The following is a 25,067-nucleotide window of genomic DNA, read 5'->3' as shown; positions in this document are numbered from 1 at the left end:
GTTAGGAGATCACCACCTTGACGATGCCGGTGAGGGCGATCTGGGCGAGGGCGAGGGGGACGAGGAGGGTCCAGGAGAGCTTCTGGAGCTGGTCCTCGCGCAGGCGGGGGTAGGTCACGCGGAGCCAGATGACGACGAAGGCGAGGACCGCGGTCTTCAGCAGGGTCCACACCCAGCCCAGGCCGTCGGCCCCCCAGGGGCCGTGCCAGCCGCCCAGGAAGAGAACGGTGGTCAGGCCGCACAGCACGATGATGCCGGCGTACTCGGCGAGCAGGAACAGGGCGAACCTGAGGCCCGTGTACTCGGTGTACGCGCCGAAGATGATCTCCGAGTCGGCGACGGGCATGTCGAACGGCGGCCGTTGCAGCTCGGCGAGGCCGGCCACGAAGAACACCACCGCGCCGACGATCTGCCAGGGCAGCCACCACCAGTGGAAGGCGTGCAGGATGCCCGGCAGGGAGACGGTTCCGGCGGCCATGGCGACGGAGGCCGCGGCGAGCAGCATCGGGAGTTCGTAGGCGAGTAGCTGGGCGGCTGTGCGCAGGCCGCCGAGCAGGGAGAACTTGTTCGCGCTGGCCCAGCCGGCCATGAGCGAGCCGAGGACGCCGACGCCCATCACCGCGAGCACGAAGAAGACGCCCGCGTCGAGGACCTGTCCGACGGCTCCCTCGCCCGGTCCGATCGGGATGGCGAGCAGGACGAGCAGGTACGGCAGCAGGGCGACGGCGGGGGCCAGCTGGAAGACGCGGCGGTCGGCGCCGGCCGGGACCACGTCCTCCTTCTGCGCGAACTTCACGCCGTCGGCGATGAGCTGGGCCCAGCCGTGGAAGCCGCCCGCGTACATCGGGCCGAGGCGGCCCTGCATGTGGGCCATCACCTTGTGCTCGGTCTGGCCGACGATCAGGGGGAAGGTGAGGAAGACGACGAACACGATCAGGAGTCGCAGGGCGACGTCCAGCGCGTCGTTCACTGCGGGCCTCCTGTGGGGTCTTCGGGGGTGTCTCGGTCGGCGGGTTCGCGCTCCTTGGGGTCCTCTGGCGTTTCGGGCTGTGGCGCCTCCGCCTCGGGCCGGGGCTCCGGTGACTCGGGCCGGGGCTCGGGCGACTGTGCCCGCTCCGGCTCGCGTTTCTCGTCGAAGGCCGGGCGGGCGTGGTGCCACGGGGCGTCGGAGCTGCGCGGGGCCGTGCTGCGCCGGGCGGGACGGCCGGGACCTTCACCCGGACCCGACGGTTCGGCGCCCGCCGGCTCGCTCCCTGCCGGCTCGGTCCCCGCCGGTTCCTCCGTCGCGGCCCGCTGGGAGGCCGAGCCGCCCGAGACACTGCGGGCGCGGCGCGGCCCTGCCGGCGTCGGCGCGGGCGCGGACGTGGGCTCATGTGCCACCGAGCCCTCGGCCGCCGGGCCCTCGGCCCCGGGGGTCTCCGCCGCCGCGCGGGAGGCGTCGCCCTCGGCCGCAGCCTGCTTCCGCTCCGCCGCGTCGTCCTTGGCCGCCGTCTGGCTCACCGAGCCCTCGCTCGCACTCCTGCTCCGCCGCGGCCGACCAGCCGCACCAGCCGCACCGGCCGCGCCGGCAGCAGCAGCGGGACCAGTGGCCGCACCGGACGCAGACTCGGCCGCATCTCCGGACGGGGCCCCGGCCGGAGTACCGGCGTCCCCCGGCCCAGCCGCCTGGCTCGCCGAACCTTCGCTCGCGCTCCTCGTCCGCCGCGGCCGCGCAGCCGCACCGGCGGGTCCAGCCGCCGTACCGGACGCAGTCTCCGTCGCGCCGGGGGCGGTCGCGGCGGTGCCGGGCTCGGCCGCCTGGCTTGCCGAGCCCGCTGCTGCCGTGCGGGTGCGTCGTACCGGGCGCTCCCCCGCCGCGCGCGCGGGTCGCTCGCCCGCAGCGCGGGCCGGGCGGGCCGGGGCGGCGGGGAGGGTGCCCTTGAGCGGGCCCCACTCGTTGGGGTCCGGGACGCCCGGGGGCAGCATCTGGCGGCGCCTGGGGCCGCCGTGGTCGGACTCGCCCGGCTCCTTGGCGCCGGGCCATGCCTTGGCGACGCGTGCCGCGAGGACGAAGTCCTTGCGCAGCGGGTGGCCCTCGAAGGTGTCCGGGAGGAGCAGGTGGTCCAGGCCGGGGTGGTTCTCGAAGTCGACCCCGAACATCTCGTGCGTCTCGCGCTCGTGCCAGGCGGCGCCGGCGTAGACGCCGACGGCGGAGGGCAGGGCCGGCGCCTCGTGCGGGACGGTCGTGCGCAGGAGCAGCCGGCGGACCGGTGAGAGGGCGACGACGTGGGCGGAGACACGGAAGCCGGTGCCGGGCTCGTCGACCGCGCTGAGCCAGTCGAAGTAGGTGCAGGACAGGGTCGTACGGGCGGTTTCCAGGGCGGTGAGCCAGGCGGACGGCGGGACGTCCACCGTCAGGACCTCGTACGCCTCCTCGGCCGTGGCCTCGGGGCCGAACAGCTCCTCGGCGGGGGCGGGCAGCCAGCCGGCCGTGCTCATCGCGCGTCCCCCTCGTCGGCCGCGGGCACCGGCGGCTTCACCAGACCGCTCTGCAGCGCGGCGGCGGACGGCCGGGCGTCGCCGTAGCGGTGTTCGAGCGACTCTCGGGCGATCTTCTCCTGGAGCTTGAGGATGCCCTGGAGCAGCGCCTCGGGGCGCGGCGGGCAGCCGGGGACGTACACGTCCACCGGGATGATCTGGTCGACGCCCTTGGTGACGGAGTAGGAGTCCCAGTAGGGGCCGCCGCAGTTGGAACAGGCGCCGAAGGAGATGACGTACTTCGGTTCCGGCATCTGCTCGTACAGGCGCTTGACGGCCGGGGCCATCTTGTCCGTGACCGTGCCGGAGACGACCATCAGGTCGGCCTGGCGGGGGCCCGGCGCGAAGGGGATGACGCCGAGCCGGATGAAGTCGTGGCGGGCCATCGACGCGGCGATGAACTCGATCGCGCAGCAGGCGAGGCCGAAGTTGAAGACCCACAGCGAGTAGCGGCGGCCCCAGTTCAGGACCACCTTCATCGGCTCGGGAGCCAGCCGGGCGAGCGCGCCCAGGCGCTTCGGCTCCGGCAGGTGCACGGGCTGGTGCGCGGGCTCGGGGTTCACGTCCATGCCAGGACCCCCTTCTTGTAGGCGTAGAGCAGGCCCACGGCGAGGAAGCCGAGGAAGATGAACATCTCCACGAGGGTCGTCGCGCCGTAGCCGGGGGCGGCGAAGACCGTCGCCCACGGGAACAGGAAGACGGAGTCGACCGCGAAGATCACGTAGAGGAAGGCGTAGACGTAGTAGCGGACCTGGGTGTGGGCCCAGCCCTCGCCGACGGGGTCGACGCCGCACTCGTAGGTGAGGAGTTTCTCGGGAGTGGGCACGACCGGCCGCAGCAGCCGGCCCGCGCCGAAGGCGACCGCGACGAACAGCACGCCCATGAGGGCGAGCAGTCCCACGACCGAGTAGGACCGGAAGTAGCCGGCCGCGATGACGTTCTCCGCGGCGACCGTCGAGTGCCCCAACGTCTCCCGCACCGTCCGTCTCCCTCTCCCTCGTTCCCTGACCTCGTGGCCTTGCCGAACCCTGTGGCGCGCCGTGATTCGAGGATCTGTACGCACGGGAGTCTAGGCCCTGATAAAGACACGGTAAGCGGCCTGTCACGGCATGAGACGCGGGGGCGGTGCGCGGGGTGGGGTTTTCCCCCGCACACGGCGGCGGCGCACCGCATGGCGCGAGGGGTGCCGGGCACGGCAGGCTGGCCGCCATGACCGCTTCCGCCTCCGCCGCCGACCGGACCGACGGCCCCGACCGCCTGCCCGCGGCCCGGCTCGCCCTGGACGCGTACACCTGGAAGGAGATCGCGCATCTCCTGCTGAACCTGCCGGTGTCGCTGTTCGGTTTCACGTACGTGTTCACCGTGGTGCTCGTCAGCGGGGTCCTCACCGTCACGGTGGTCGGGCTCCCGTTGCTGGCCGTCTGTCTGCTGGGCGCCCGCCAGTTCGGCAAGCTGGAACGGGCCCGGGCCAGGGCGCTGCTCGGGCTGCGGGTGGAGGAGCCGACGCCGCTGCCGATCGCCCGTGGCGGTGGTCCGGTGCAGCGGCTGTGGCTGGCGCTGAAGGACCCGGTGGGCTGGCGGACCCTGCTGTACGACCTGATCCGGCTGCCGTGGGGAGTCCTCACCTTCGCCGTCGTGCTGGTCTCGCTGTTCGTGCTGTGGCCGGTGCTGCCGTTCGTCGCCCGGGGGCTGGCCAACGCGGACCGGGCGATGGTGCGCGGGCTGCTGTCGCCGTCGGACGAGCTGGAGCGCCGGATCGCCGAGCTGGAGTCGGACCGTGGGGTGGTCGTCGACACGGCGGCCGCCGACCTGCGCCGGATCGAGCGGGACCTGCACGACGGGGCGCAGGCCCGGCTGGTGAACCTGGCGATGGGGCTCGGTCTGGCCAAGGAGAAACTGCTGGAGGACCCGGACACGGCCGCGGCGATGGTGGCGGAGGCGCACGGCGAGGTGAAGCTCGCGCTGCAGGAGCTGCGCGATCTGGCCCGGGGCATCCATCCGGCGGTGCTGACCGACCGCGGCCTGGACGCGGCGCTGTCGTCGGTCGCCTCCCGGTGCACGGTGCCGGTGCGGGTGACGGCGGACCTGCCGGAGCGGCCGGCGGCGGCCATCGAGGGCATCGCCTACTTCACCGTCTCCGAGCTGCTGCAGAACATCAGCAAGCACAGCGGGGCGCGGTCCGCGTCGGTGGAGGTGTGGCGCTCGGAGGACCGGCTGCTCATCCAGGTCCTGGACGACGGCCGCGGGGGCGCCCGGCTGGACGGCGGCAGCGGGATGCGGGGGCTGGCGGACCGGCTGGGCGCGGTGGACGGGCTGTTCGTCGTGGACTCGCCGGTGGGCGGCCCGACGGTGGTCACGGCGGAACTGCCGTGGCGGGACCGCACCGGCACGGACTGACCGGGCGCTACTGGCCGGGCACGGACTGACCGGGCCCGGAGCGGGGCCGAAAGCGGAGCCGGAGGTGCCGGAGCGGGGCCGCGGGTGCCGATGCGGGGCCGGGGGGTGGGGAAAACCCCCGCTCGAAGAGGCCGACGGCCTCCATGGCCCGGGCGGGCCTCGCTCGCCAGGCTTGTGACACGCCGCAGAAGACACGGCGGACACGGCGGCACCACCGCCATGACGAGGAGAACGGGACGACGCCGATGGCCACGGAGTACGGACAGGAGCACGGGCGGGGACACGGGCACCCGGCCGGATCCGGCTTCCCCGCCCACGAGGGGGCCCGGCGCTCCGCGCTGCCCGCCGCGCTGCGGGCGCCCGTCGACGGGCGCAGCTGGCGCGAGTTCGGCTATGTGCTGCTGAGCCTGCCGGTCGCGATCGTGCTGTTCACCTGGACGGTCACCATGGTGGCGCTCGGCGCCGGCCTGCTGGTGACCTTCCTCGGCGTCCCGGTGCTCGCGGTGGCGCTGGCCGGCTGCCGGGGGTTCGGCGCCCTGGAGCGGTCCCGTGCCCGCTCGCTGCTGGGCGTGGAGGTGGCGGCCCCGGAGCCGCTGCGGACCGCCAAGCCGGGTGTCTTCGCGTGGATGGGGGCGGTGCTCAAGAGCGGCGCCTCGTGGCGGAGCCTGCTGTACGCGTTGCTGCGGTTCCCGTGGTCGGTGTTCTCGTTCGTGGTGGCGGTGAACTTCTGGGCGTACGGCTGGGCGCTGCTGACGTACCCGCTGTGGTTCTGGGTGTTCCCGATGTACGCCGGGCAGGGCGGTCTGCAGCTGTACGGCGACGCGCACCACAGCGTCTATCTCGACAACCCGTTCGAGATCACCATGGCCTCGCTGGTCGGGCTGCTGTTCACGCTGGCCACGCCGTGGGTCGTGCGGGGGCTGACCACGGTGGACGGGCTGATGGTGCGGGGGCTGCTGGGGCCGTCGCGGCTGTCGGCGCGGGTGGTGGAGCTGGAGGAGGACCGCGGGGTGGTGGTCGACACGGCGGCGGCCGACCTGCGCCGGATCGAGCGGGACCTGCACGACGGGGCGCAGGCCCGGCTGGTGGCGCTGGCCATGGACCTGGGGCTGGCCAAGGAGAAGCTGCGGGAGGACCCGCGGGCGGCGGCCCGGATGGTGGAGGACGCGCACGGCGAGGTGAAGACGGCCCTGCAGGAGCTGCGGGACCTGGCGCGGGGCATCCATCCGGCGGTGCTGACGGACCGCGGTCTGGACGCGGCGCTGTCGTCGGTCGCCTCCCGGTGCACGGTGCCGGTGCGGGTGGAGGTCGACCTGCCGGCCCGGCCGGTCCCGGCCATCGAGGGCATCGCCTACTTCACCGTCTCCGAGCTGCTGCAGAACATCAGCAAGCACAGCCGGGCGCGGTCGGCGTCGGTGGACGTGTGGCGCTCGGAGGACCGGCTGATGATCCAGGTGATGGACGACGGGGTGGGCGGCGCGGACGCGACCCGCGGCTCGGGCCTGGGGGGCCTGGCGGGCCGGCTGGACGCGGTGGACGGCGTCCTGGTGGTGGACTCGCCGGCCGGCGGCCCCACCCGCGTGATCGCCGAGCTGCCCTGGCGGGCCTGAGGAGCTGACCGCGCCGAGCTGCCCTGGCGGGCCTGCCCCCCGGCTTCCCGTCAGGGAAATCCCCGGCACTCCCCGACACCGTGCTTTGCCCGGCTCCTGCGCACGACGGCCCGTTTGCTGGAATGCTGGACTTCCGTACGAGACGCCGTCGGAAGGTCGGGGCTGTGGGGGGCCGGGAGAACGTGGAGGACAGGGTGCGGGTGGTCATCGCCGAGGACTCGGTGCTGCTCAGGGAGGGCCTGACCCGGCTCCTGACCGACCGCGGGCACGACGTCGTGGCCGGCGTCGGGGACGCGGAGGCACTGGTCAAGACCATCGCCGACCTGGACGCGCAGGGCGCGCTGCCGGACGTGGTGGTGGCGGACGTGCGGATGCCGCCGACACACACCGACGAGGGGGTGCGAGCCGCCGTACGGCTGCGCAAGGAGCACCCGGGACTCGGCGTGCTGGTGCTGTCACAGTACGTGGAGGAGCGTTACGCCACCGAACTGCTGGCCGGTTCCAGCCGGGGCGTGGGCTATCTGCTGAAGGACCGGGTCGCCGAGGTGCGCGAGTTCGTCGACGCGGTGGTGCGGGTGGCCGGGGGCGGCACGGCGCTGGACCCCGAGGTGGTCGCGCAGCTGCTCGGCCGCAGCCGCAAGCAGGACGTGCTGACGGGGCTCACTCCGCGTGAGCGCGAGGTGCTGGGACTGATGGCGGAGGGGCGGACGAACTCGGCCATCGCGCGGCAGCTCGTGGTCAGCGACGGGGCGGTGGAGAAGCACGTCAGCAACATCTTCCTGAAACTCGGGCTGTCGCCGAGCGACGGCGACCACCGGCGTGTTCTGGCCGTCCTGACCTACCTCAACTCGTAACGGGCCGACACTGTGTCAGCAGCGCGTCAGTCCGTCCGGCTTCTGTGGAAGCCGGGTACTCGGGTGGGAGGTCACGCAGGAGAACCGAGGGAATCGCGGGGAGCGTCTACACCGGCGCTCGAGCGGTGCGGGACATCATGACAAGTCAGCGCGACAGGCCGTCTCGAAAGGCCGTCCACGATACGGATGGCCCCGGGAAGGCGACCCTAACCGACGTAGGGTTGATCCTGGGATGGTCCCTGGGAAGACCACGCCCGGACAGCCGCCTCGAAGGAGGTCCAGTTCAGTGACCAGCCAGGTCAGCAGCCCAGCGGAGCAGGCCGACGCCGCCGTCGTGGGAGAGCAGCGCAAACCGGGCGGAGCGAAGGACGTGCGGCGCCTGGACCGGGTGATCATCCGGTTCGCGGGGGACTCGGGTGACGGCATGCAGCTCACCGGTGACCGGTTCACCTCGGAGACCGCGTCCTTCGGCAACGACCTCTCCACCCTCCCCAACTTCCCCGCCGAGATCCGTGCCCCCGCCGGCACCCTGCCCGGTGTCTCCTCGTTCCAGCTCCACTTCGCCGACCACGACATCCTGACCCCGGGCGACGCGCCGAACGTGCTGGTCGCGATGAACCCGGCCGCCCTGAAGGCCAACATCGGCGACGTGCCGCGCGGCGCCGAGATCATCGTCAACACCGACGAGTTCGGCAAGCGCGCCCTGCAGAAGGTCGGCTACGCCGCCTCCCCGCTGGAGGACGGCTCGCTGGACGGCTACAACCTGCACCCGGTGCCGCTGACCACGCTCACCGTGGAGGCGCTGAAGGAGTTCGACCTCTCCCGCAAGGAGGCCGAGCGCAGCAAGAACATGTTCGCCCTGGGCCTGCTGAGCTGGATGTACCACCGGCCCACCGAGAACACCGAGAAGTTCCTGCGGAGCAAGTTCGCCAAGAAGCCCGAGATCGCCGCGGCCAACATCGCCGCGTTCCGCGCGGGCTGGAACTTCGGCGAGACCACGGAGGACTTCGCCGTCTCCTACGAGGTCGCCCCGGCCGCGAAGGCGTTCCCGGTCGGCACCTACCGGAACATCTCCGGGAACCTGGCCCTGGCCTACGGCCTGGTCGCCGCTTCCCAGCAGGCGGACCTGCCGCTGTTCCTCGGCTCGTACCCGATCACCCCGGCCTCCGACATCCTGCACGAGCTGTCCAAGCACAAGAACTTCGGCGTGCGCACCTTCCAGGCCGAGGACGAGATCGCCGGCATCGGCGCCGCGCTGGGCGCCGCCTTCGGCGGTTCGCTGGCCGTGACGACCACGTCCGGCCCGGGTGTGGCGCTCAAGAGCGAGACGATCGGTCTCGCGGTCTCGCTGGAGCTGCCGCTGCTGGTGGTCGACATCCAGCGCGGCGGCCCGTCGACGGGGCTGCCCACCAAGACCGAGCAGGCGGACCTGCTGCAGGCGATGTTCGGCCGCAACGGCGAGGCGCCGGTCCCGGTCGTCGCCCCGATGACGCCGGCGGACTGCTTCGACGCGGCGCTGGAGGCGGCCAGGATCGCGCTGGCCTACCGCACCCCGGTGTTCCTGCTGTCCGACGGCTATCTGGCCAACGGCTCCGAGCCGTGGCGGATCCCGGACCTGGAGGAGCTGCCGGACCTCAGGGTGCAGTTCGCCTCGGGCCCGAACCACACGCTGGAGGACGGCACCGAGGTCTTCTGGCCGTACAAGCGGGACCCGCAGACCCTCGCGCGGCCGTGGGCGGTCCCGGGCACGCCGGGCCTGGAGCACCGCATCGGCGGCATCGAGAAGCAGGACGGCACGGGCAACATCTCCTACGACCCGGCCAACCACGACTTCATGGTCCGCATCCGCCAGGCCAAGATCGACGGCATCGAGGTCCCGGACCTGGAGGTCGACGACCCGCACGAGGCGCGGACGCTGGTTCTCGGCTGGGGTTCGACGTACGGCCCGATCACGGCGGCGGTACGGCGGCTGCGCGCGGCCGGCGAGTCGATCGCGCAGGCTCACCTGCGGCACCTGAACCCCTTCCCGCGCAACCTGGGCGCGGTGCTGGGGCGCTACGACAAGGTCGTGATCCCCGAGATGAACCTCGGGCAGCTGGCCACCCTGATCCGGGCGAAGTACCTGGTCGACGCCCACTCGTACAACCAGGTCAACGGCATGCCGTTCAAGGCGGAACAGCTCGCCACCGCGCTGAAGGAGGCCATCGATGACTGACGCCACCAACGGGCTGCTGCAGCTGGTCCCGAAGGCCGAGGCCAAGCAGTCGATGCGGGACTTCAAGTCCGACCAGGAGGTGCGCTGGTGCCCGGGCTGCGGTGACTACGCGATCCTGGCCGCGGTGCAGGGCTTCATGCCGGAGCTGGGGCTGGCGAGGGAGAACATCGTCTTCGTCTCCGGGATCGGCTGTTCCTCCCGGTTCCCGTACTACATGAACACCTACGGGATGCACTCCATCCACGGTCGTGCCCCGGCCATCGCCACCGGCCTCGCGACCTCGCGGCGCGACCTGAGCGTGTGGGTGGTCACCGGTGACGGCGACGCGCTGTCCATCGGCGGCAACCACCTGATCCACGCCCTGCGCCGGAACGTGAACCTGAAGATCCTGCTGTTCAACAACCGGATCTACGGCCTGACCAAGGGGCAGTACAGCCCCACCTCGGAGGTCGGCAAGGTCACCAAGTCGACGCCCATGGGCTCGCTGGACGCGCCCTTCAACCCGGTGTCGCTGGCGATCGGCGCGGAGGCGTCCTTCGTCGCGCGCACGATCGACTCCGACCGCAAGCACCTGACCGAGGTGCTGCGGGCGGCCGCCGACCACCAGGGCACGGCCCTGATCGAGATCTACCAGAACTGCAACATCTTCAACGACGGCGCCTTCGACGCGCTGAAGGACAAGCAGCAGGCCGAGGAGGCGCTGATCCGCCTGGAGCACGGGCAGCCGATCCGGTTCGGGACCGACGGCGGCCGCGGGGTTGTGCGGGACGGGCGGACCGGTGATCTGAAGGTGGTGACGGTGACTGCCGAGAACGAGGCGGACATCCTGGTGCACGACGCCGGCGCGGCGTCCCCCACCACCGCCTTCGCGCTCTCCCGGCTGGCCGACCCCGACACCCTGCACCACACCCCGATCGGCGTGTTCCGGTCCGTTGAGCGGCCGGTCTACGACACCGCGATGGCCGATCAGCTCGACGCGGCCATCGAGCAGCGCGGCAAGGGCGACCTCGGGGCGCTGCTGGCCGGCGGCGACACCTGGACGGTCGTCGGCTGAGCCGTGCGGACCGCGACGGCCGGCGCCGTCGCGGCGGTTCCTACGAGGCCCGGGACGTCGCTTCCCGGGCCTCGTCGTACGCCTGCCTGGCCTGTTCCACCTGGGCCATGCGCTCGTCGGTCCACCGCGCCAGGGAGCGCACCTGCAGCGCCGCCTCACGGCCGAGGGCGGTGAGCGAGTAGTCGACGCGGGGCGGGATGACCGGCTTGGCGTCGCGGTGGACCAGCCCATCGCGTTCCAGGGTCTGGAGGGTCTGGGTGAGCATCTTCTCGCTGACGCCCCGGCCGCCCCACCGGCCGATGGCCCGGCGCAGCTCGCTGAAGCGGTACGGCCGCTCCAGCAGCTCGATCAGCACGAGGACGCCCCAGCGGCTGGTGACGTGCTCCAGCACGAGCCGGTGGGGGCACATCGCCTCGGACTCCAGGACCTTCTCACTTACCGCCATGGAAGTACCTTACTTCAAAGTGGGTACTTTCCCTTGGTTAGTGCTGCTCCTAGGGTGAGTGCAGAGCTGAGTGCAGAGCCAACCCCCAAGGAGTTCCCCCTCATGAGCATCGTCGTCACCGGAGCCACCGGACACCTCGGGCGCCTCGTCGTGGAGCGGCTGCTGGAGAAGATCCCGGCCGAGCGGATCACCGCCGTCGTGCGCGACGAGGCGAAGGCCGCCGGGCTCGCGGCCAGCGGCGTCCGTCTCGCCGTCGCCGACTACAACCGGCCCGAGACCTTCGACGGCCTGTTCGCGGCCGGTGACAAGGTCCTGCTGATCTCCGGCAACGAGTTCGCCAAGGGCCGGGTGGGCCAGCACCAGGTCGTCATCGACGCCGCCCGCGCGGCGGGCGTGGCCCTGCTGGCCTACACGAGCGCGCCCGGCAGCCTCAAGGCCGCGCTCGCCGACGACCACCGTGCCACCGAGGAGGCGCTGATCGCCTCCGGCCTGCCCTACAGCCTGCTGCGCAACGGCTGGTACCACGAGAACTACACCGAGAACCTGGGCCCGGTGCTGGAGCACGACGCCGTCGTCGCCGCGGCCGGCGAGGGCCGGGTCTCCTCGGCCTCGCGCGCCGACTACGCCGCCGCGGCGGTCGCCGTGCTGACCGGCGAGGGGCACGAGAACACGACGTACGAACTGGGCGGCGACGAGGCGTGGAGCTTCGCCGAGTACGCGGCCGAGCTGAGCCGGCAGACCGGCCGGGAGATCGCCTACAACGCCGTCACCGTGGAGGCGCTGAAGGGCATCCTGGCGGGCGCCGGGCTGCCGGAGCCGCTCGTCGAGATCTTCGCCGGGGTCGACGTGTCGATCGGCAGGGGCGAACTGGTCGTCTCCACCGGCGACCTGTCCCGCCTGACCGGCCGTCCGACCACCCCGCTCGCGGAGGCGGTCGCCGCCGCGCTCAAGGGCTGAGCACGCGCGCGTGAGCACCCTCACCCCGCCTGTCATGACCGTATGGCGATACGGGCATGACAGGCGGGGTTTCCGGCGCTACCTTCGTTCTCGCGTGCTGCGTGTGTGAGGTGAGAAGGAGGGGCCCGTGCCCGGGACGTCCAAGGGTGAGCACCGGATAGGCCTGCTGAACGGTTTCGCCGCGTACGGCATGTGGGGCCTCGTCCCGCTGTTCTGGCCGTTGCTGAAGCCCGCAGGGGCCATGGAGATCCTGGCCCACCGCATGGTGTGGTCCCTCGTCTTCGTCATCGCCGCCCTGGTCGTCGTACGGCGCTGGGCCTGGGCCGGTGAGCTGCTGCGGCAGCCGCGGCGGCTGGCGCTCGTGGTGCTGGCCGCGGCCGTCATCACCGTGAACTGGGGCGTCTACATCTGGGCGGTGAACTCCGGCCACGTGGTCGAGGCGTCGCTCGGGTACTTCATCAACCCGCTGGTGACGATCGCGATGGGCGTGCTGCTGCTCAAGGAGCGGCTGCGGCGCGCGCAGTGGGCGGCGGTCGCGGTGGGCTTCGCCGCCGTGGTCGTGCTGACCGTCGGCTACGGCCATCCGCCGTGGATCTCCCTCTGCCTGGCCTTCTCGTTCGCCACCTACGGGCTGATGAAGAAGAAGGTCGCCCTCGGCGGCGTCGAATCGCTGGCCGCCGAGACCGCCGTCCAGTTCGTGCCCGCGCTCGGCTACCTGCTGTGGCTGTCCGCGCACGGCGGCTCCACCTTCACCTCCGAGGGCGCCGGCCACGGGGCCCTGCTGGCCGCGACCGGCCTCGTCACCGCGCTGCCGCTGGTCTGCTTCGGCGCCGCGGCGATCCGGGTGCCCCTGTCCACGCTGGGGCTGCTGCAGTACCTGGCGCCCGTCTTCCAGTTCGTGCTCGGCATCGTCTACTTCCACGAGTCGATGCCGCTCGCGCGCTGGGCCGGTTTCGCGCTGGTGTGGCTGGCGCTGAGCCTGCTCACGGCCGACGCGCTGCGCTCCGCGCGCAGGACGAGGGTGGTCGTGGTGTCGCCGCGCGTGGAGACGACGCCCGACTCCGCGCCGGTGGAGGCCTGACGGGGGCCGGCTGTCAGGGGTGGCCGTTATAACTGGGCCCATGCCGACGCAGACACCCGAACCGCTGCACTGGAAGCTCGTCATCGACGCGGCCGACCCGCACGCGCAGGCCGACTTCTGGGCCGCGGCGCTGCGCTACGAGGCCGAGGACAACAGCGCGCTCGTCGAACGGCTGCTGTCGTTCGGCGCGCTGCCCGAAGCGGCCACCGTCGACCACCACGGCCGCCCCGCCTTCCGGGACCTGATCGCGGTGCGCCACCCCGACGACCCGGTCGACCCGGACTCGGGCACCGGGCTGGGGCGGCGGCTGCTCTTCCAGCGCGTCCCGGAGGCGAAGACCGTCAAGAACCGGCTCCACCTCGACCTGCACCCCGGCGCCGGCCGCCGCGCGGAGGAGGTGGCACGGCTGGAGGCCCTCGGGGCGCGCGTGCTGCGCGAGGTGAAGGAGCCGGGCGGCGAGTGGGTGCTGATGGCCGACCCGGAGGGCAACGAGTTCTGCGTCCACTGACCCGCGGGTGAGCCGGCGCCCGCGCCGGGCCGGGCCGGTCAGGCCCGTTCGGCGCGGGCCGCGCGGTCGGTCAGGCGGACCATGCGGGCCCGCGCGGACCGCAGCGGGTCCGGGTCCTCGGCCGCGGGTCCCGGCTCCGCTTCGAGTTCGGTCCACAGCTCGATCAGCTCGCGGCCGAGCCGCAGGCCCTCCTGCGGATCGCGCACGGCCCGCCAGGCGGTGGCCGCGCTCTGCACGTTGCCGTAGGCCGCCTCCGCGTCCCCGGCCCGCCGGCGCAGCCGGGCGAGGTCCAGGCAGCGGTGGAAGGAGCGGACCGGGTCGCCCGCGAGGTAGGCGATGTAGGCGGTGAGTTCGCCCAGGTGCAGCACCTCGGGGTGGTGCGGGCCCAGCACACCGGAGGCCTCGGTGACCGTGCGGTCGGCGAGTTCCGCCGCGGCCTCGATACGGCCGTCCCGCACGGCCTCGTTGATGCGCGCCAGGGGCTCGGCGAGCAGTTCCGCGCCCTCGGCGGTCTCGGTCACGGGCTCGTCGCCGAGCACCTCCTCGGCGACGGCGTCGAAGCCGCGCGCGGGGGTGGGCGTTGCGGAACCGGCCGGCGCGGGCGCGGGGTCGAGCAGCGGCGCGGGAACCGGAGCGGCCACGGGCACCCGGCGAAGCTCCGGGGCGGGCCGGGGCGGGGCGGCGGGCTGATGGGCGGAGTCGGTGGCGGGCTCGGGCCAGGACACGGCAGCGGGCGCGGACCGCACGTCGACCGCGGGCTCGGGCCAGGCCGGGGGCGGGCCGAACTGTCCGGTGGGCTCCGGGGGCGAGCCCGTGGCGGAGGAGGCGACCCCGGTGCCCGTGGTGGAGGCGGCAGCCCCGGTGCTCGCGGTGGAGGTGCCGGGGGCGACGCGTACGGGGGCGCCCGCCATCCGGCTGGAGCCGTCCGCGAAGACCTCCAGCGGGACCACGCAACCGGCGCGGTCGTCGTGGATCGTGGCCCGTATCGGGGCGCCCAGGCTGATGGCCAGGCGCTGCAGGTGGTTCAGCACGGCCTGCTGGATGTCCTCGCCCGGAGCCGCGGCCAGCACCGTCCCGCCCACCGACGCGCCGCCCTCGCCGGACACCCGGACGTGCACCGCCGACGGGTGTCCCGCGGGCTGCTGCGCCCGCCTCTTCTCGAAGCTGAGTCGAGACATCGGTTCCCTCACTCCCCCGGCGTCACGATCCGGTCGTACGCGTCCTGCTGACCAGTGTGTCGGCTCGGCCCGGCTCCCGCGTCACCACGACGTCACAGCCTCGCACCAGCCGTACCCCCTGAACCCGCTTTGAGACCTCCTCGGGAGCTTGAGAGGCCTCGAAAACCCCTTGAGGAAAAGTGCTTGCGTATGCATAAGATGCACACGCCTACTTTCGCGGTACGACATCGCTCACTCTGGGGGTCCCATGAGCCGCCGCTTCCTGTTCGTCCTGGGCAGCGCCCGCCTCGACGGCAACACCGAACTGCTGGCCCGCGCGGCCGCCGAGCAACTGCCCGCCGACGTCGAACAGCGCTGGATCAGCCTCGCCGACCACCCGCTGCCCGACTTCGAGGATCTGCGGCACGACAGCGACCGCGTGCGCCCGTCCTCGGACACCGCCACCGGTCTGCTGCTTGACGAGACGCTCGCGGCGACCGACCTGGTGATCGCCTCGCCGCTGTACTGGTACTCGGTGTCCAGCCTCACCAAGCGCTACCTGGACTACTGGTCGGGCTGGCTGCGCACCCCGGGTCTGGACTTCCGGGCCGGCATGGCCGGCCACACCCTGTGGGGCGTCGCCGCGCTCGCGGACCGGGAACCGTCGGTCGCCGACCCGCTGGTGGGCACGCTCAACAACTCCGCCGCCTACCTGGGGATGCGCTTCGGCGGGGTGCTGCTGGGCAACGGCAGCGCGCCCGGGGACGTCGCCAAGGACACCGAGGCGCTGGCCCGCGCCAAGACCTTCTTCGCCCGCGAGGCACCGCTCGCCCGCTTCCCCCACCAGGACGCCTGAGCCCGGCTAGACGCTGATGTCCTTCGTCGTGAACCGCGCCCAGGCCGCGGAGCCGAACACGGCCGCGTACAGCGCCTGGAGGCCGAGGTTGCGCACCAGGCCGTCCCAGTAGACGGGGTCGCGCATCAGGTCGGCGAAGGACAGCCAGTAGTGCGGGAAGAGGTACGGCTGCAGGGCGTGCAACTGGGGTATCTGGTCCAGGATCTGGGCGGTGATGAGCAGCCCGACGGTCGTCGCCATCGCCGCGATGCCGCTGTTGGTCAGGGTCGACACGAACAGGCCGAGGGCGGCCACGCCGACCAGCGAGGCGGCGACCACGAGGGCGATCAGCAGCGCCCGGCCGAGTCCCTCGGCGAAGGTGATCCGGGTGCCGGAGATGGTCGTGAGGTCGCCGAGCGGGAACAACAGCGCCCCGACGGCCAGCGCGGAGACGGCCACGACCAGGGTGGCCAGAAGGCAGAAGGCCATGACCGTCGTGTACTTGGTGAGCAGCAGCCGGGTGCGGCCGGCCGGGGCGACGAGCAGGTAGCGCAGGGTGCCGCCCCCCGCCTCGCCCGCGATCGCGTCGCCCGCGACGACGCCGACCGCCATGGGCAGGAAGAACGGCAGGGTCGCGGCCAGCGCCGTGAACACCAAAAACAGGCCGTTGTTGGTGATCTGCGCCAGGAACGCCGGTCCCCCGCCGCCGTCCGGACCGGCCGACGAGCCGCCGCGCGTCTCCAGTTTCACCGCGATCCCGACCAGCACCGGCACCGCCGCCAGCACCGCGAGCAGCGCGAGCGTGCGCCGGCGCCGGAGCGTGATGACCAGCTCGCTGCGCAGCAGCCCGAAGGTCCACAAGGGACGGGTCCGGCGCACGGTCGGCGCCTCGGCCCCCGCCGCCTCAGCCCGCGACATCGAAACCCTCCCCCGTCAGCGCCACGAACGCGTCCTCCAGGGAGGCACGTTCGAGCGTCAGGCCGCGCACCCGGACGCCCGCCGTGACCAGCGCCGCGGTCACCTCGGCGAGGTCCCGCTCGGGCGGTTCACCGGTCACCCGGTCGCCGTCCGTGATCACATCGGCGACGCCCTGCTCCTTCAGCACCCGGGCCGCCTCGCCGGGGTCGGGGGTGGTCACCACCAGCCGGCCGCGCGCACCGGCCGCCAGGTCCGCGACCGCGCCCTGCCTGACCAGGCGGCCCCGGGTCATGACCGCCGCGTGCGTGCACACCTGCTCGATCTCGTCGAGGAGGTGGGAGGAGAGGAACACGGTCGTGCCGTCGGAGGCCAGCTCCCTGATCAGGGTCCTGATCTCGCGCATGCCCTGCGGGTCGAGCCCGTTGGTCGGCTCGTCCAGGACCAGCAGCCGGCGCGGCCGGAGCAGGGCGGCGGCCAGCCCCAGGCGCTGCTTCATGCCGAGCGAGTACGCCCGCGCCTTCTTGCCGGCGGCGGCCGTGAGGCCCACCCGGTCCAGGGCGGCCGCGGCACGGGCGCGCCGGGTGCGCGGGTCGGCGGTCGGGTCGGCGGCGTCGTAGCGCAGCAGGTTGTCCCGGCCGGACAGGAAGCCGTACAGCGCCGGTCCCTCGATCAGCGCGCCGACGTGCGGCAGGATCGCGCGGCCGGCCCTGGGGACGGGGCGGCCCAGGACGCGGGCCGTGCCCGAGGTCGGCTCGACCAGGCCCATCAGCATGCGGATGGTGGTCGTCTTTCCGGAGCCGTTGGGTCCGAGGAAGCCGAAGACGCTGCCCGCCGGGACGGTCAGGTCGAGACCGTCGACGGCGAGCTGTCCGCCCCGGTAGCGCTTGGTGAGGCCGCGCGTGGCGATGACCTGCGCCGGCGCCTCCTCCGGCTCGCGCCGTGCGGCGGACGGTTCGTCCATCGGCTCCCCCCCGACTCGTCGTGCCCGCGAAGGGCCGCTTCCCCCCGGTGCGGGATCACTTCCCCGCGTCGGCCGCCTTCACCAGCATCTCCTTGGTGACCGCTCCGGCGTAGACCTTGCCGTCGTCGGTGATCAGGGCGTTGACCAGGCGGGTGGAGAAGACCGTGCCCTTGCCGAACTTGCCCGAGACGTGGTCGCCGAGCGAGCCGAGGAAGCCGCCGAGGGCGCCGTCGGAGGAGCCGGTCGGCAGGCCGCCCTTGGCGCCGGTGTCGAAGGTGGCGATGGACGTCCAGCCCGTGCCGAGGACGGTGGCGCCCTCCATGCCCTTGCCGAAGCCCTGGCCGGCCCCCGCGAGGTCGGGCTTGCCGTCGGTCCGCTTGCCGTGGCCGAACTCGCCGAACTCCCCGTGCCCGGCCTTGTCCCCGGCCTTGCCCTCGGTGACCTTCGCACCCTTGGGCGGGGTGAAGTCGAAGGTGGAGGCGGCCGGCCGGTCGAAGGAGACCTGGGTGAAGCCCGCGTCGAGCACGGCGGCGCCGCCGCTCCTCGGGGTCAGGGTGAACTTCAGCGGCTGGCCCGTCTCGGCGTCCACCGCGATGCTGATCGCGCCGACGGTGGTGCCGGACTGCTTGGGCTTGATCAGCAGCTTGTAGGCGTCGCGTCCGGCGACGTGCGCGGTGCCGTCGACGGTCACAGACGTGGTGTCGTCGACCGACTTCAGGGCTTCGTCGGCGAAGTCCTTCGGCGTGGCCGGCCGCTCGGTCCGGTGCTCCTTGCCGGCTTCGGCGGCGGTGCCGTGGTAGACCTCGTTGCTCTTGCTGTCGTAGCCCCAGACGTCCTTGCCGTCGTGGATGAGGCTGTACTCGGCGCCGCTCTCCAGCAGCGACAGCTTCTGCCGGTCCGGGCCGTCTGCCGCGACCCGCAGCGTGTGCGTGCCGGAGACCAGTTCGGTGAGCTTGGCCCTGGGGTCGGCGGAGGAGCCGTCGCCGCCTCCGGCCGCGCCGGACGTCAGGCTGCTCTCCAGGCCGCCGAGGTTCGGCAGGCCGAGGTCGGTGGTGATCTTCACGGTGCCGGACAGCCGCTGCACGTCCGACTTGGCGATCTTGTCGATGAGCTGCTGGGCGGTGATCTTCGGCAGGTCGGGGTCACCGGAGTCGGCGAGCGCCGGGACCAGCCCGATCGTGGCCGCCGCCACCCCCACCACCGCGACCGGGACCACGTACCGGGCGGCCTTGCGGCGCCCGGTGCGCAGGTCCTCGTCCTGCGCGGTGCCCGTCGTGTCGTCGGATTCGTACGGTGCCATCAGTGCCTTACCTCCGTCGTCGGCGGCGGCTGTCCACGCGCTGGTCCACCTGAGCCGCCATTCTCACCCGAATCGGTGAGGAGTGGTGATTTCCGTGGTTTCCATCTGACCAAATCGGCCGTGAGGAATCGTCAGACCACGGAGCCAACTCGTGTACGCCTGCGGTATGACACGCGAGGGCGGTGCCCCCGCCGACCCGTAGGGGTCGAGCCGGAGACACCGCCCTCGCGGCGGGTACGGGGGCTCAGCCGGCCCGGTGCACGACCGCGTCGCACAGCTCCAGGAGGGCCGCCTTGGCGTCGCACTCCCGCAGCGGGGCCAGCGCGGCGCGCGCCTCCTCCGCGTACCGGACGGTGTCCCGGCGGGCCTGTTCGAGCGCGGGGTGCGCGCGGAGCGCGGCGAGCGCCTCGGCGTGCCGGGCGTCGTCGCTGAGGTCGGAGTCCAGCAGCTCGCAGAGCGCGGCGTCCTCGGGCAGACCCAGCCGGGCGGCGCGCTCGCGCAGCCGGAGCACGGGCAGCGTCGGGATGCCCTCGCGCAGGTCGGTCCCGGGCGTCTTGCCGGACTCGTGGGAGTCGGAGGCGATGTCCAGGACGTCGTCCGCGAGCTGGAAGGCGACACCGAGCCGCTCGCCGTACTGGGTGAGCACGTCGACGACCGTCTCGTCGGCGCCGGACATCATCGCGCCGAACCGGCAGGAGACCGCGACCAGCGAGCCCGTCTTGCCGCCCAGCACGTCCAGGTAGTGCTCGACCGGGTCGCGGCCGTCCGAGGGGCCCGCCGTCTCCAGGATCTGGCCCGTGACCAGCCGCTCGAACGCGAGAGCCTGCACCCGGACCGCCTCGGGGCCGAGGTCGGCGAGGATCTGGGAGGCGCGGGCGAACAGGAAGTCGCCGGTCAGGACCGCGACGGAGTTGCCCCAGCGCGTGTTGGCGCTGTCCACGCCGCGGCGCACGGCCGCCTCGTCCATGACGTCGTCGTGGTACAGCGTCGCCAGGTGGGTGAGCTCCACGACCACGGCCGACGGCACGATGCCGGGCGCGTGCCGGTCACCGAACTGCGCCGCGAGCATCACGAGCAGCGGCCGGAACCGCTTCCCGCCGGCCCTGACAAGGTGCTGCGCGGCCTCCGTGATGAACGGGACCTCGCTCTTGGTGGCTTCGAGCAAGCCTTCCTCGACAGCCGCCAATCCGGCCTGGACATCGGCTTCCAGAGCCTGGTCCCGCACGCTCAGCCCGAACGGCCCGACGACGGTCACGAGGGGTCTCCTGTCTGCTGGTGTCTGCTGCGCGATTACACGGTTTGTCGATAGGTCGCTGCCATCACTCAAGTCAGCGTATCCGGTCCTGTTTCGATCACCGATAGCGCCCACCGGTCCAGCCCGGGCGGTATCGGATCACGGCCGGTATGTTTTCGATCATCCGATAAGAACTGACATCCACGGACTTAACACCTCTTAGTCCATTTTGTCGCGAACCATATGGAGGGAGGATTACTTCTTTCGTGCCATGACCAGCAGATATCCCGAATCCCCCATGTCTGATTTGGTACGCTTTGCCATTTCGTGAGTTGGGTCACGTAGGCCACCTCACCCGAACGATCGCGCCACCACCGGTCCGCCCTTGCCGCAGCGGCCAGTTGAGGGTTGGCAACCGCAAAGGATCAAGCACCCCAAATGGCACAGATCAAGGTCAACTAGCGCTTTATGTGAATCCGACGCTTGTTCCGGACATGTGCTCTCGCATAGCTTCCGGGCCTGTCAGACGAACGCCGAATCCTGCCGCGTCTGACATCACCCATCGACGGACTCATTCGTAGGGCAGGAGCGGGGGACCCAGGTAAGTCGCCGGACCGGACGGCACATGTCGCGCCGGGACGGCTAGGGGTGAAGTCGTGCCTCCCCCCAGGGGCACGGCCGGGCACCTCCCCGCCCGAACCCGACAGCTCACCTCGCAGGCGACGGAGAGGATCTTCGCCATGCCCGCTGCCGCCCAGCGCCGTACCAACCGTCTCTTCCGCACGCTCGCCGTCGCCGGTACCGGTGCCGCCGTTCTCGCGCTCCCCCTCATCGGCGCCACCGCCGCCTCCGCCGCCACTCCCGCCGCCACGACCGTCTCCACCACGCCGGCCGGGTACCCCAACAACCTCGACGGCTGGATCCGCGAGTCCCTCGCGATCATGAAGGAGAAGGCCATCCCGGGTACCTACAACGGCATCTACCGCAACGTGATCCGTGAGTCGTCCGGCAACCCGAACGCCATCAACCTGTGGGACTCCAACGCCGCCGCGGGCATCCCGTCCAAGGGCCTGCTCCAGGTCATCGACCCGACGTTCAACGCGTACCACGTGGCCGGAACGTCCTTCAACATCTACGACCCGGTCGCCAACATCACGGCCGCCTGCAACTACGCGGCCAAGCGCTACGGGTCGATCGACAACGTCTTCGGCGCCTACTGACGGGCACCGGTGACTGATCACCACTGAGGTCCCGGTCAGCCGGCCGGGAACAGTCTTTCGAGGACGACGGCGATGCCGTCGTCCTCGTTCGACGTGGTGACCTCGTCCGCCACGGCCTTCAGCTCGGGATGGGCGTTGGCCATGGCCACCCCCCGCCCGGCCCAGTCGAACATGGGGATGTCGTTGGGCATGTCGCCGAAGGCGAGGGCCCGGTCGGCGGCGAGGCCCAGGCGGTCCGCGGCCAGCGCAAGACCCGTCGCCTTGGTCACACCGCACGGCTGGAGCTCCACCGTCCCCGGCCCCGACATCGTGACCGTGGCGAGCGAGCCCACCGCCGACCGCGCGATCGACGCCAACGCGTCGTCGGACAGCGTCTGGTGGCGCAGCAGCACCTTGCTGATGGGCTCACGCCACAGGTCGTCGCGCCGGCCCACCCGCACCGCGGGCAGGGTCGGGTGCGGCATCAGGTACCCCGGTTCGATCAGGGTGAGCCCGTCCACGCCGTCCTGGTCGACGGCCGCGTAGACCTGCCCCACCTCGGCCTCGATCTTGCCGAGCGCGGTCTCGGCCAGCTCCCGGTCCAGCCGGACCGACCACAGCATGCGGTCCGCCCCGGCGTCGTACACCTGCGCGCCCTGCCCGCACACCGCGAGCCCCGTGCAGCCGAGCGTGTCCAGCAGGGGCCGTACCCGGGGGGCCGGCCGGCCCGTCACCACCAGGTGCCGGGCGCCGGCCCGCGCCACCCGTTCGAGCGCGGCCAGCGACCGGTCGGAGACGGTGTCGTCAGCACGCAGCAGCGTCCCGTCCAGGTCGGTGGCGATCAGTGCGTATGCGGGGGGTACGGCCATGATCAGAGAATACGGATCCGGCGCCCCGCCGACTCACCGCGCTGCGGCCGGACTTGTGTGCTGACCGGCCCAAGTGGTGCCCGCCGCCTGCCCGATGGCCCTGCCCTCCGCGCCCGCCCGGCCGCTGCCGCGCACCGCCACAGGGCGGCGGGCGGCAGCGGCCGGGGAGCCGCAGGAGGCGCCCCCGGACTCAGCCGTGGGCGGCCGCCAGATGCCCGGCCAGCCGGGGCGAGGCGAACTCGGTGCCGCACACGAAGCGCATCACCGGACCGTACGAGGAGGCCGCGGGAAGGCCGGTGAAGTAGAGGCCGGGGACGGAGGAGACGTAACCGGCGCCCAGCCTGGGCGTGCCCCGGCTGACGGCGAGCCGGGTGCGCAGTCCGTGGCCGAGGAAGTCCATCGCCGCGATGTCCACGCGGTAGCCGGTGGCCGCGATGACGTGGTCGGCGCAGAGCCGCTCGGTGCCGCCCGCGTGGGTGCGGACGGTCAGGACGGGACTGCCGTCCTGCGCCTCGGCGGCCAGCACCCGGTCCACCTCCTGGACCTGCACCCTGCCCTCGAAGCGGTCGCGCAGCCACCAGGCGCCGAGCGGGCCGAGGACTCTGCGGACCAGGTAGTGGCGGGTGCGGTCGGGCAGGAAGCGGTAGGGGTGGGGGTAGTAGCTGAGCGCCCACAGGGACCAGGCCCGGCCGAACGGCGACTCGGGGCGCAGCCCCGGCTGGCGCCAGGGCGGTGCGCCGAAGGCCACCCGGCCGCGGCCGCGCGAGACCACGCGCACCCGGGCGCCCGCCTCGGCCGCGAGCACCGCCGTCTCCAGGGCGGACTGGCCGGCGCCGACGACGATCAGCTCCTTGCCGGCGAACCGGGTGAGGTCGTGGTGCTGGGAGCTGTGGGAGACCGGGGCCGTCGGCGCCGGTCCGTCGGCCGCGGCTCCCGCCAGCTCGGCCGGGAGGTGGTCGAGACCGGACAGGCCGGTGGCGACGACGACCGCGCGCGCGGTGAACGTCTCGCCCGAGTCCAGCTTGAGCGCGAACCCGCCGCTGCTGTCACGGTCGACGGAGACGACCCGGACCCGCTCCAGGCCGGGCAGCAGCTTCTGCTGGAACCACTCCCCGTAGGCGATGAAGGTCTCCACGGGGATGATGTCCTCGTCGGTCACCAGCCGGCGGATGCCCGCCGCGTCGCAGTAGTCGGCGAGGGTGTGGCCCGCCTGCGGGCAGTCGAGGCTGGAGGCGGCGGGCGTCGACTTCAGGAGCATGCCCGCGGGCATGTGGTCGCGCCAGCTGACCATGAGGTCGCCGAAGACGCGGACGGGGATACCGCGGGCCCGCAGATGGGCGGCGGTGGACAGGCCGAACGGCCCGGCCCCGATGACTGCAACCGGTCGAATCACGAAGTCCCTCCCCAGAGACACGGTGCGCCACCTTCGTGGCCTTGCCTACTTCGTGGTGGTGATGGTGCTGCCGCCGCGGCGGCTGGTCCGCCACAGCTGGTAGAGGTGCTTCGCGCCCGGGCGCACGAAGCGGGCGAGCATCGTGAGGAACGGCAGCGGGTCATCACCCGCGAACCAGGCCAGCTCCGTGCCGCTCGCCCTCGCCGGTGCGTGCGGCGTCGTGTAGCCGCTGCGGCGGTACGCGAGCAGGGCGGGCAGGTCGATGTTCTCCACGACGTAGCGGTGGCCGGCCCGCTGCTCCCCCTCCGGAACAGGGCGGCCGGTCAGGTGCAGATGCATCGCGCGGACGACGTCCACGCCCGACTCGTTCTCGAAGAGCCGGAACTGGGCGCCCACGCGGGGGTTGAAGTCGAGGAGTTTGTACTGCCCGTCGCGCCGGTCGAAGCGCAGGTCCAGGTCGATGATCCCGCTGAAGCCGATCTGTTTGATGAAACGTGCGGCGAGGTCGGCGAGTTCCGGGTTGTCGACGACGTAGGCGTTCGCCGTCATGCCCGCGTGCGGGGGCCAGGAGCGCACCTTGACGCCGGTGAAGAGGGCGAGCGGGGCGGAGTCGGCGTCGAAGCAGGCGTGCACGATCCAGTCCTCGGCCTCCTCCCTCGGCAGGTACTCCTGGAGGATCACCCCCGGGCGCTCGCCCCAGTCGCGGGCCAGGGTGAGCAGTCCCTCGCGGGTGGCGATCCGCGTCGTGCCGTTGACGGCGGGCCGTCTGCGCCGCACGAACGCCTCTCGGTTCTTGGCCACCACCGGGAAGCGGGCCTCGTCGGCGAAGGCGGCGATCTCCTCGTAGGACTCGGGGAACGCGGCCGACGGGCTCGCGACGCCGTGTTCCACGCACAGTTCGTGCAGGCCCTGCTTGCTGGCCAGCCGGCGCGGCAGCGCGGGGTCGACGCGCGGGAAGAGGAAGGGACCGGCCAGGTCGTCCTGGTGCTCGGCGATCAGGACGGCGGCCTCCTCGTCCGTCGGGATCAGGACGGCCGGGCGGCCGATCCGGCGGCCGATGCGCAACAAGCCCTCGACCAGGTGCCCCGGTTCCTCGGCCCCGGTCGTGGGCCAGACGAACGCGCGGGTGAGATAGCGGGAGGACGCCGCCGGTGTGTACGGGTCCTCGGTGATGGCGTACATGGGCACACCCAGCCGACCCAGACTGCGGATCGCGCCGACCCCGCCGTGGTGCAGCGGGTAGTCACCGAACTTGACGATCAGTCCTGGTACGTCACGGTCGGCCTCGCACGGCACGCTGACGGTGTTTCCGGCCACGGGTCCCCCCACGTGTCCCCCCTACGGAACGGACCCACCCCGTCCGTGTCCCCCAAAGGACGCTAAGCCGGAATTGCCCACTCCGACAAGACCTATCCGGACATTGCGAACTCTTTAGACATCAATCGAGCAACCATTCGAGGTCGGCGCCACGAGAGGGGTGGCACTGCCCAAGACCCGTGCCTCGGCCGTAACGTGTGGCCCGACCATATGGAACGCATCGCCATGCATGGCGCGGATGAGAGT

General features: G+C 72.3%; 23 protein-coding genes and 1 riboswitch. Of the genes, 10 read left to right on the top strand and 13 right to left on the bottom strand.

What is annotated here, in order from left to right; genetic code table 11:
* Nucleotide 1: 1 nt before the first annotated feature.
* From PV343_RS15650 to PV343_RS15635, 4 genes are read right to left on the bottom strand one after another with little or no spacing between them, the layout of a single operon-like run.
* On the bottom strand, nt 2-970 hold the full coding sequence (locus tag PV343_RS15650; RefSeq protein WP_020941602.1) for a complex I subunit 1/NuoH family protein: 969 nt from the start codon (nt 968-970) through the stop codon (nt 2-4).
* Nucleotides 967-2,478: an NADH-quinone oxidoreductase subunit C gene (locus PV343_RS15645; protein WP_319147517.1), complete on the bottom strand. Its 1,512-nt coding sequence runs from the start codon at nt 2,476-2,478 to the stop codon at nt 967-969. Before PV343_RS15645 ends, PV343_RS15650 begins: the two co-directional genes overlap by 4 nt.
* Nucleotides 2,475-3,086 carry an NADH-quinone oxidoreductase subunit B gene (locus PV343_RS15640; RefSeq protein WP_319147516.1) on the bottom strand — a complete coding sequence of 204 codons (612 nt, stop codon included), beginning with the start codon at nt 3,084-3,086 and terminating at the stop codon, nt 2,475-2,477. The genes PV343_RS15645 and PV343_RS15640 overlap by 4 nt, the downstream gene beginning before the upstream one ends.
* On the bottom strand, nt 3,077-3,496 hold the full coding sequence (locus tag PV343_RS15635) for an NADH-quinone oxidoreductase subunit A (protein ID WP_319147515.1): 420 nt from the start codon (nt 3,494-3,496) through the stop codon (nt 3,077-3,079). The genes PV343_RS15640 and PV343_RS15635 overlap by 10 nt, the downstream gene beginning before the upstream one ends.
* Nucleotides 3,497-3,726: 230 nt before the next feature.
* Here PV343_RS15635 and PV343_RS15630 point away from each other — a divergent pair, with 230 nt between their 5' ends.
* The 5 genes from PV343_RS15630 (at nt 3,727) to PV343_RS15610 (ending at nt 10,647) form a co-directional block, all read left to right on the top strand.
* On the top strand, nt 3,727-4,914 hold the full coding sequence (locus PV343_RS15630) for a sensor histidine kinase (RefSeq protein WP_319147514.1): 1,188 nt from the start codon (nt 3,727-3,729) through the stop codon (nt 4,912-4,914).
* Between the two features lie 245 nt (nt 4,915-5,159).
* A complete protein-coding gene (locus PV343_RS15625; RefSeq protein WP_319147513.1) occupies nt 5,160-6,524 on the top strand; it encodes a sensor histidine kinase in 1,365 nt (454 codons plus the stop codon).
* 194 nt (nt 6,525-6,718) lie between these two features.
* Nucleotides 6,719-7,378, top strand: coding sequence for a response regulator transcription factor (locus tag PV343_RS15620; protein ID WP_319147548.1), 660 nt, complete (start codon nt 6,719-6,721; stop codon nt 7,376-7,378).
* Between the two features lie 286 nt (nt 7,379-7,664).
* Nucleotides 7,665-9,593 (top strand): 2-oxoacid:acceptor oxidoreductase subunit alpha, encoded by a 1,929-nt coding sequence (locus PV343_RS15615; protein ID WP_319147512.1) that lies wholly within the window; start codon nt 7,665-7,667, stop codon nt 9,591-9,593.
* Nucleotides 9,586-10,647 carry a 2-oxoacid:ferredoxin oxidoreductase subunit beta gene (locus PV343_RS15610; protein WP_319147511.1) on the top strand — a complete coding sequence of 354 codons (1,062 nt, stop codon included), beginning with the start codon at nt 9,586-9,588 and terminating at the stop codon, nt 10,645-10,647. Before PV343_RS15615 ends, PV343_RS15610 begins: the two co-directional genes overlap by 8 nt.
* Before the next feature lie 40 nt (nt 10,648-10,687).
* Here PV343_RS15610 and PV343_RS15605 read toward each other — a convergent pair whose 3' ends face one another.
* A complete protein-coding gene (locus tag PV343_RS15605; protein ID WP_319147510.1) occupies nt 10,688-11,092 on the bottom strand; it encodes a winged helix-turn-helix transcriptional regulator in 405 nt (134 codons plus the stop codon).
* Nucleotides 11,093-11,194: 102 nt separating this feature from the next.
* Here PV343_RS15605 and PV343_RS15600 point away from each other — a divergent pair, with 102 nt between their 5' ends.
* From PV343_RS15600 to PV343_RS15590, 3 genes are all read left to right on the top strand, one after another.
* Nucleotides 11,195-12,049, top strand: a complete 855-nt coding sequence (locus PV343_RS15600; RefSeq protein WP_319147509.1) for an SDR family oxidoreductase — start codon at nt 11,195-11,197, stop codon at nt 12,047-12,049.
* Nucleotides 12,050-12,176: 127 nt separating this feature from the next.
* Entirely contained in the window at nt 12,177-13,130 is a 954-nt protein-coding gene (rarD, locus tag PV343_RS15595) for an EamA family transporter RarD (RefSeq protein ID WP_319147508.1), read from the top strand.
* A 40-nt stretch (nt 13,131-13,170) separates the two neighbouring features.
* A complete protein-coding gene (locus PV343_RS15590; protein ID WP_319147507.1) occupies nt 13,171-13,638 on the top strand; it encodes a VOC family protein in 468 nt (155 codons plus the stop codon).
* Between the two features lie 38 nt (nt 13,639-13,676).
* On the opposite strand, the gene PV343_RS15585 is transcribed toward PV343_RS15590, so the two are convergent.
* The gene (locus PV343_RS15585; protein WP_319147506.1) at nt 13,677-14,816 is read right to left on the bottom strand and encodes a hypothetical protein; all 1,140 of its coding nucleotides are present in this window, start codon (nt 14,814-14,816) and stop codon (nt 13,677-13,679) included.
* Between the two features lie 247 nt (nt 14,817-15,063).
* Here PV343_RS15585 and PV343_RS15580 point away from each other — a divergent pair, with 247 nt between their 5' ends.
* Entirely contained in the window at nt 15,064-15,651 is a 588-nt protein-coding gene (locus PV343_RS15580) for a flavodoxin family protein (RefSeq protein WP_319147505.1), read from the top strand.
* Between the two features lie 6 nt (nt 15,652-15,657).
* Here the strand turns inward: PV343_RS15580 and PV343_RS15575 are convergent, their stop codons facing one another.
* The 4 genes from PV343_RS15575 to PV343_RS15560 all read right to left on the bottom strand — a co-directional run bounded on the left by PV343_RS15575 (nt 15,658) and on the right by PV343_RS15560 (nt 20,064).
* Nucleotides 15,658-16,548, bottom strand: a complete 891-nt coding sequence (locus PV343_RS15575; protein WP_319147504.1) for an ABC transporter permease — start codon at nt 16,546-16,548, stop codon at nt 15,658-15,660.
* Nucleotides 16,535-17,509, bottom strand: coding sequence for an ABC transporter ATP-binding protein (locus PV343_RS15570; protein ID WP_319147503.1), 975 nt, complete (start codon nt 17,507-17,509; stop codon nt 16,535-16,537). Before PV343_RS15570 ends, PV343_RS15575 begins: the two co-directional genes overlap by 14 nt.
* A 55-nt stretch (nt 17,510-17,564) precedes the next feature.
* Entirely contained in the window at nt 17,565-18,809 is a 1,245-nt protein-coding gene (locus PV343_RS15565; protein ID WP_319147502.1) for a DUF2092 domain-containing protein, read from the bottom strand.
* A 244-nt stretch (nt 18,810-19,053) separates the two neighbouring features.
* The gene (locus PV343_RS15560; protein ID WP_319147501.1) at nt 19,054-20,064 is read right to left on the bottom strand and encodes a polyprenyl synthetase family protein; all 1,011 of its coding nucleotides are present in this window, start codon (nt 20,062-20,064) and stop codon (nt 19,054-19,056) included.
* A 500-nt stretch (nt 20,065-20,564) separates the two neighbouring features.
* Nucleotides 20,565-20,778: riboswitch (cyclic di-AMP (ydaO/yuaA leader) on the top strand.
* 5 nt (nt 20,779-20,783) lie between these two features.
* Here PV343_RS15560 and PV343_RS15555 point away from each other — a divergent pair.
* On the top strand, nt 20,784-21,263 hold the full coding sequence (locus PV343_RS15555; protein WP_319147500.1) for a transglycosylase SLT domain-containing protein: 480 nt from the start codon (nt 20,784-20,786) through the stop codon (nt 21,261-21,263).
* A gap of 35 nt (nt 21,264-21,298) precedes the next feature.
* Here the strand turns inward: PV343_RS15555 and PV343_RS15550 are convergent, their stop codons facing one another.
* The 3 genes from PV343_RS15550 to PV343_RS15540 all read right to left on the bottom strand — a co-directional run bounded on the left by PV343_RS15550 (nt 21,299) and on the right by PV343_RS15540 (nt 24,800).
* Nucleotides 21,299-22,111, bottom strand: a complete 813-nt coding sequence (locus tag PV343_RS15550) for an HAD family hydrolase (protein WP_319147499.1) — start codon at nt 22,109-22,111, stop codon at nt 21,299-21,301.
* Between the two features lie 190 nt (nt 22,112-22,301).
* A complete protein-coding gene (locus PV343_RS15545) occupies nt 22,302-23,504 on the bottom strand; it encodes an FAD-dependent oxidoreductase (RefSeq protein ID WP_319147498.1) in 1,203 nt (400 codons plus the stop codon).
* 45 nt (nt 23,505-23,549) lie between these two features.
* Nucleotides 23,550-24,800 (bottom strand): ATP-grasp domain-containing protein, encoded by a 1,251-nt coding sequence (locus PV343_RS15540; protein ID WP_387954410.1) that lies wholly within the window; start codon nt 24,798-24,800, stop codon nt 23,550-23,552.
* Between the last annotated feature and the right edge of the window lie 267 nt (nt 24,801-25,067).

Origin of the sequence: Streptomyces sp. WI03-4A (assembly GCF_033792105.1) — a bacterium.
GTDB lineage: Bacteria > Actinomycetota > Actinomycetes > Streptomycetales > Streptomycetaceae > Streptomyces > Streptomyces collinus_A.
Note: the sequence above shows the minus strand (reverse complement) of the source record. Positions and strands in the feature narration are given on the sequence as shown.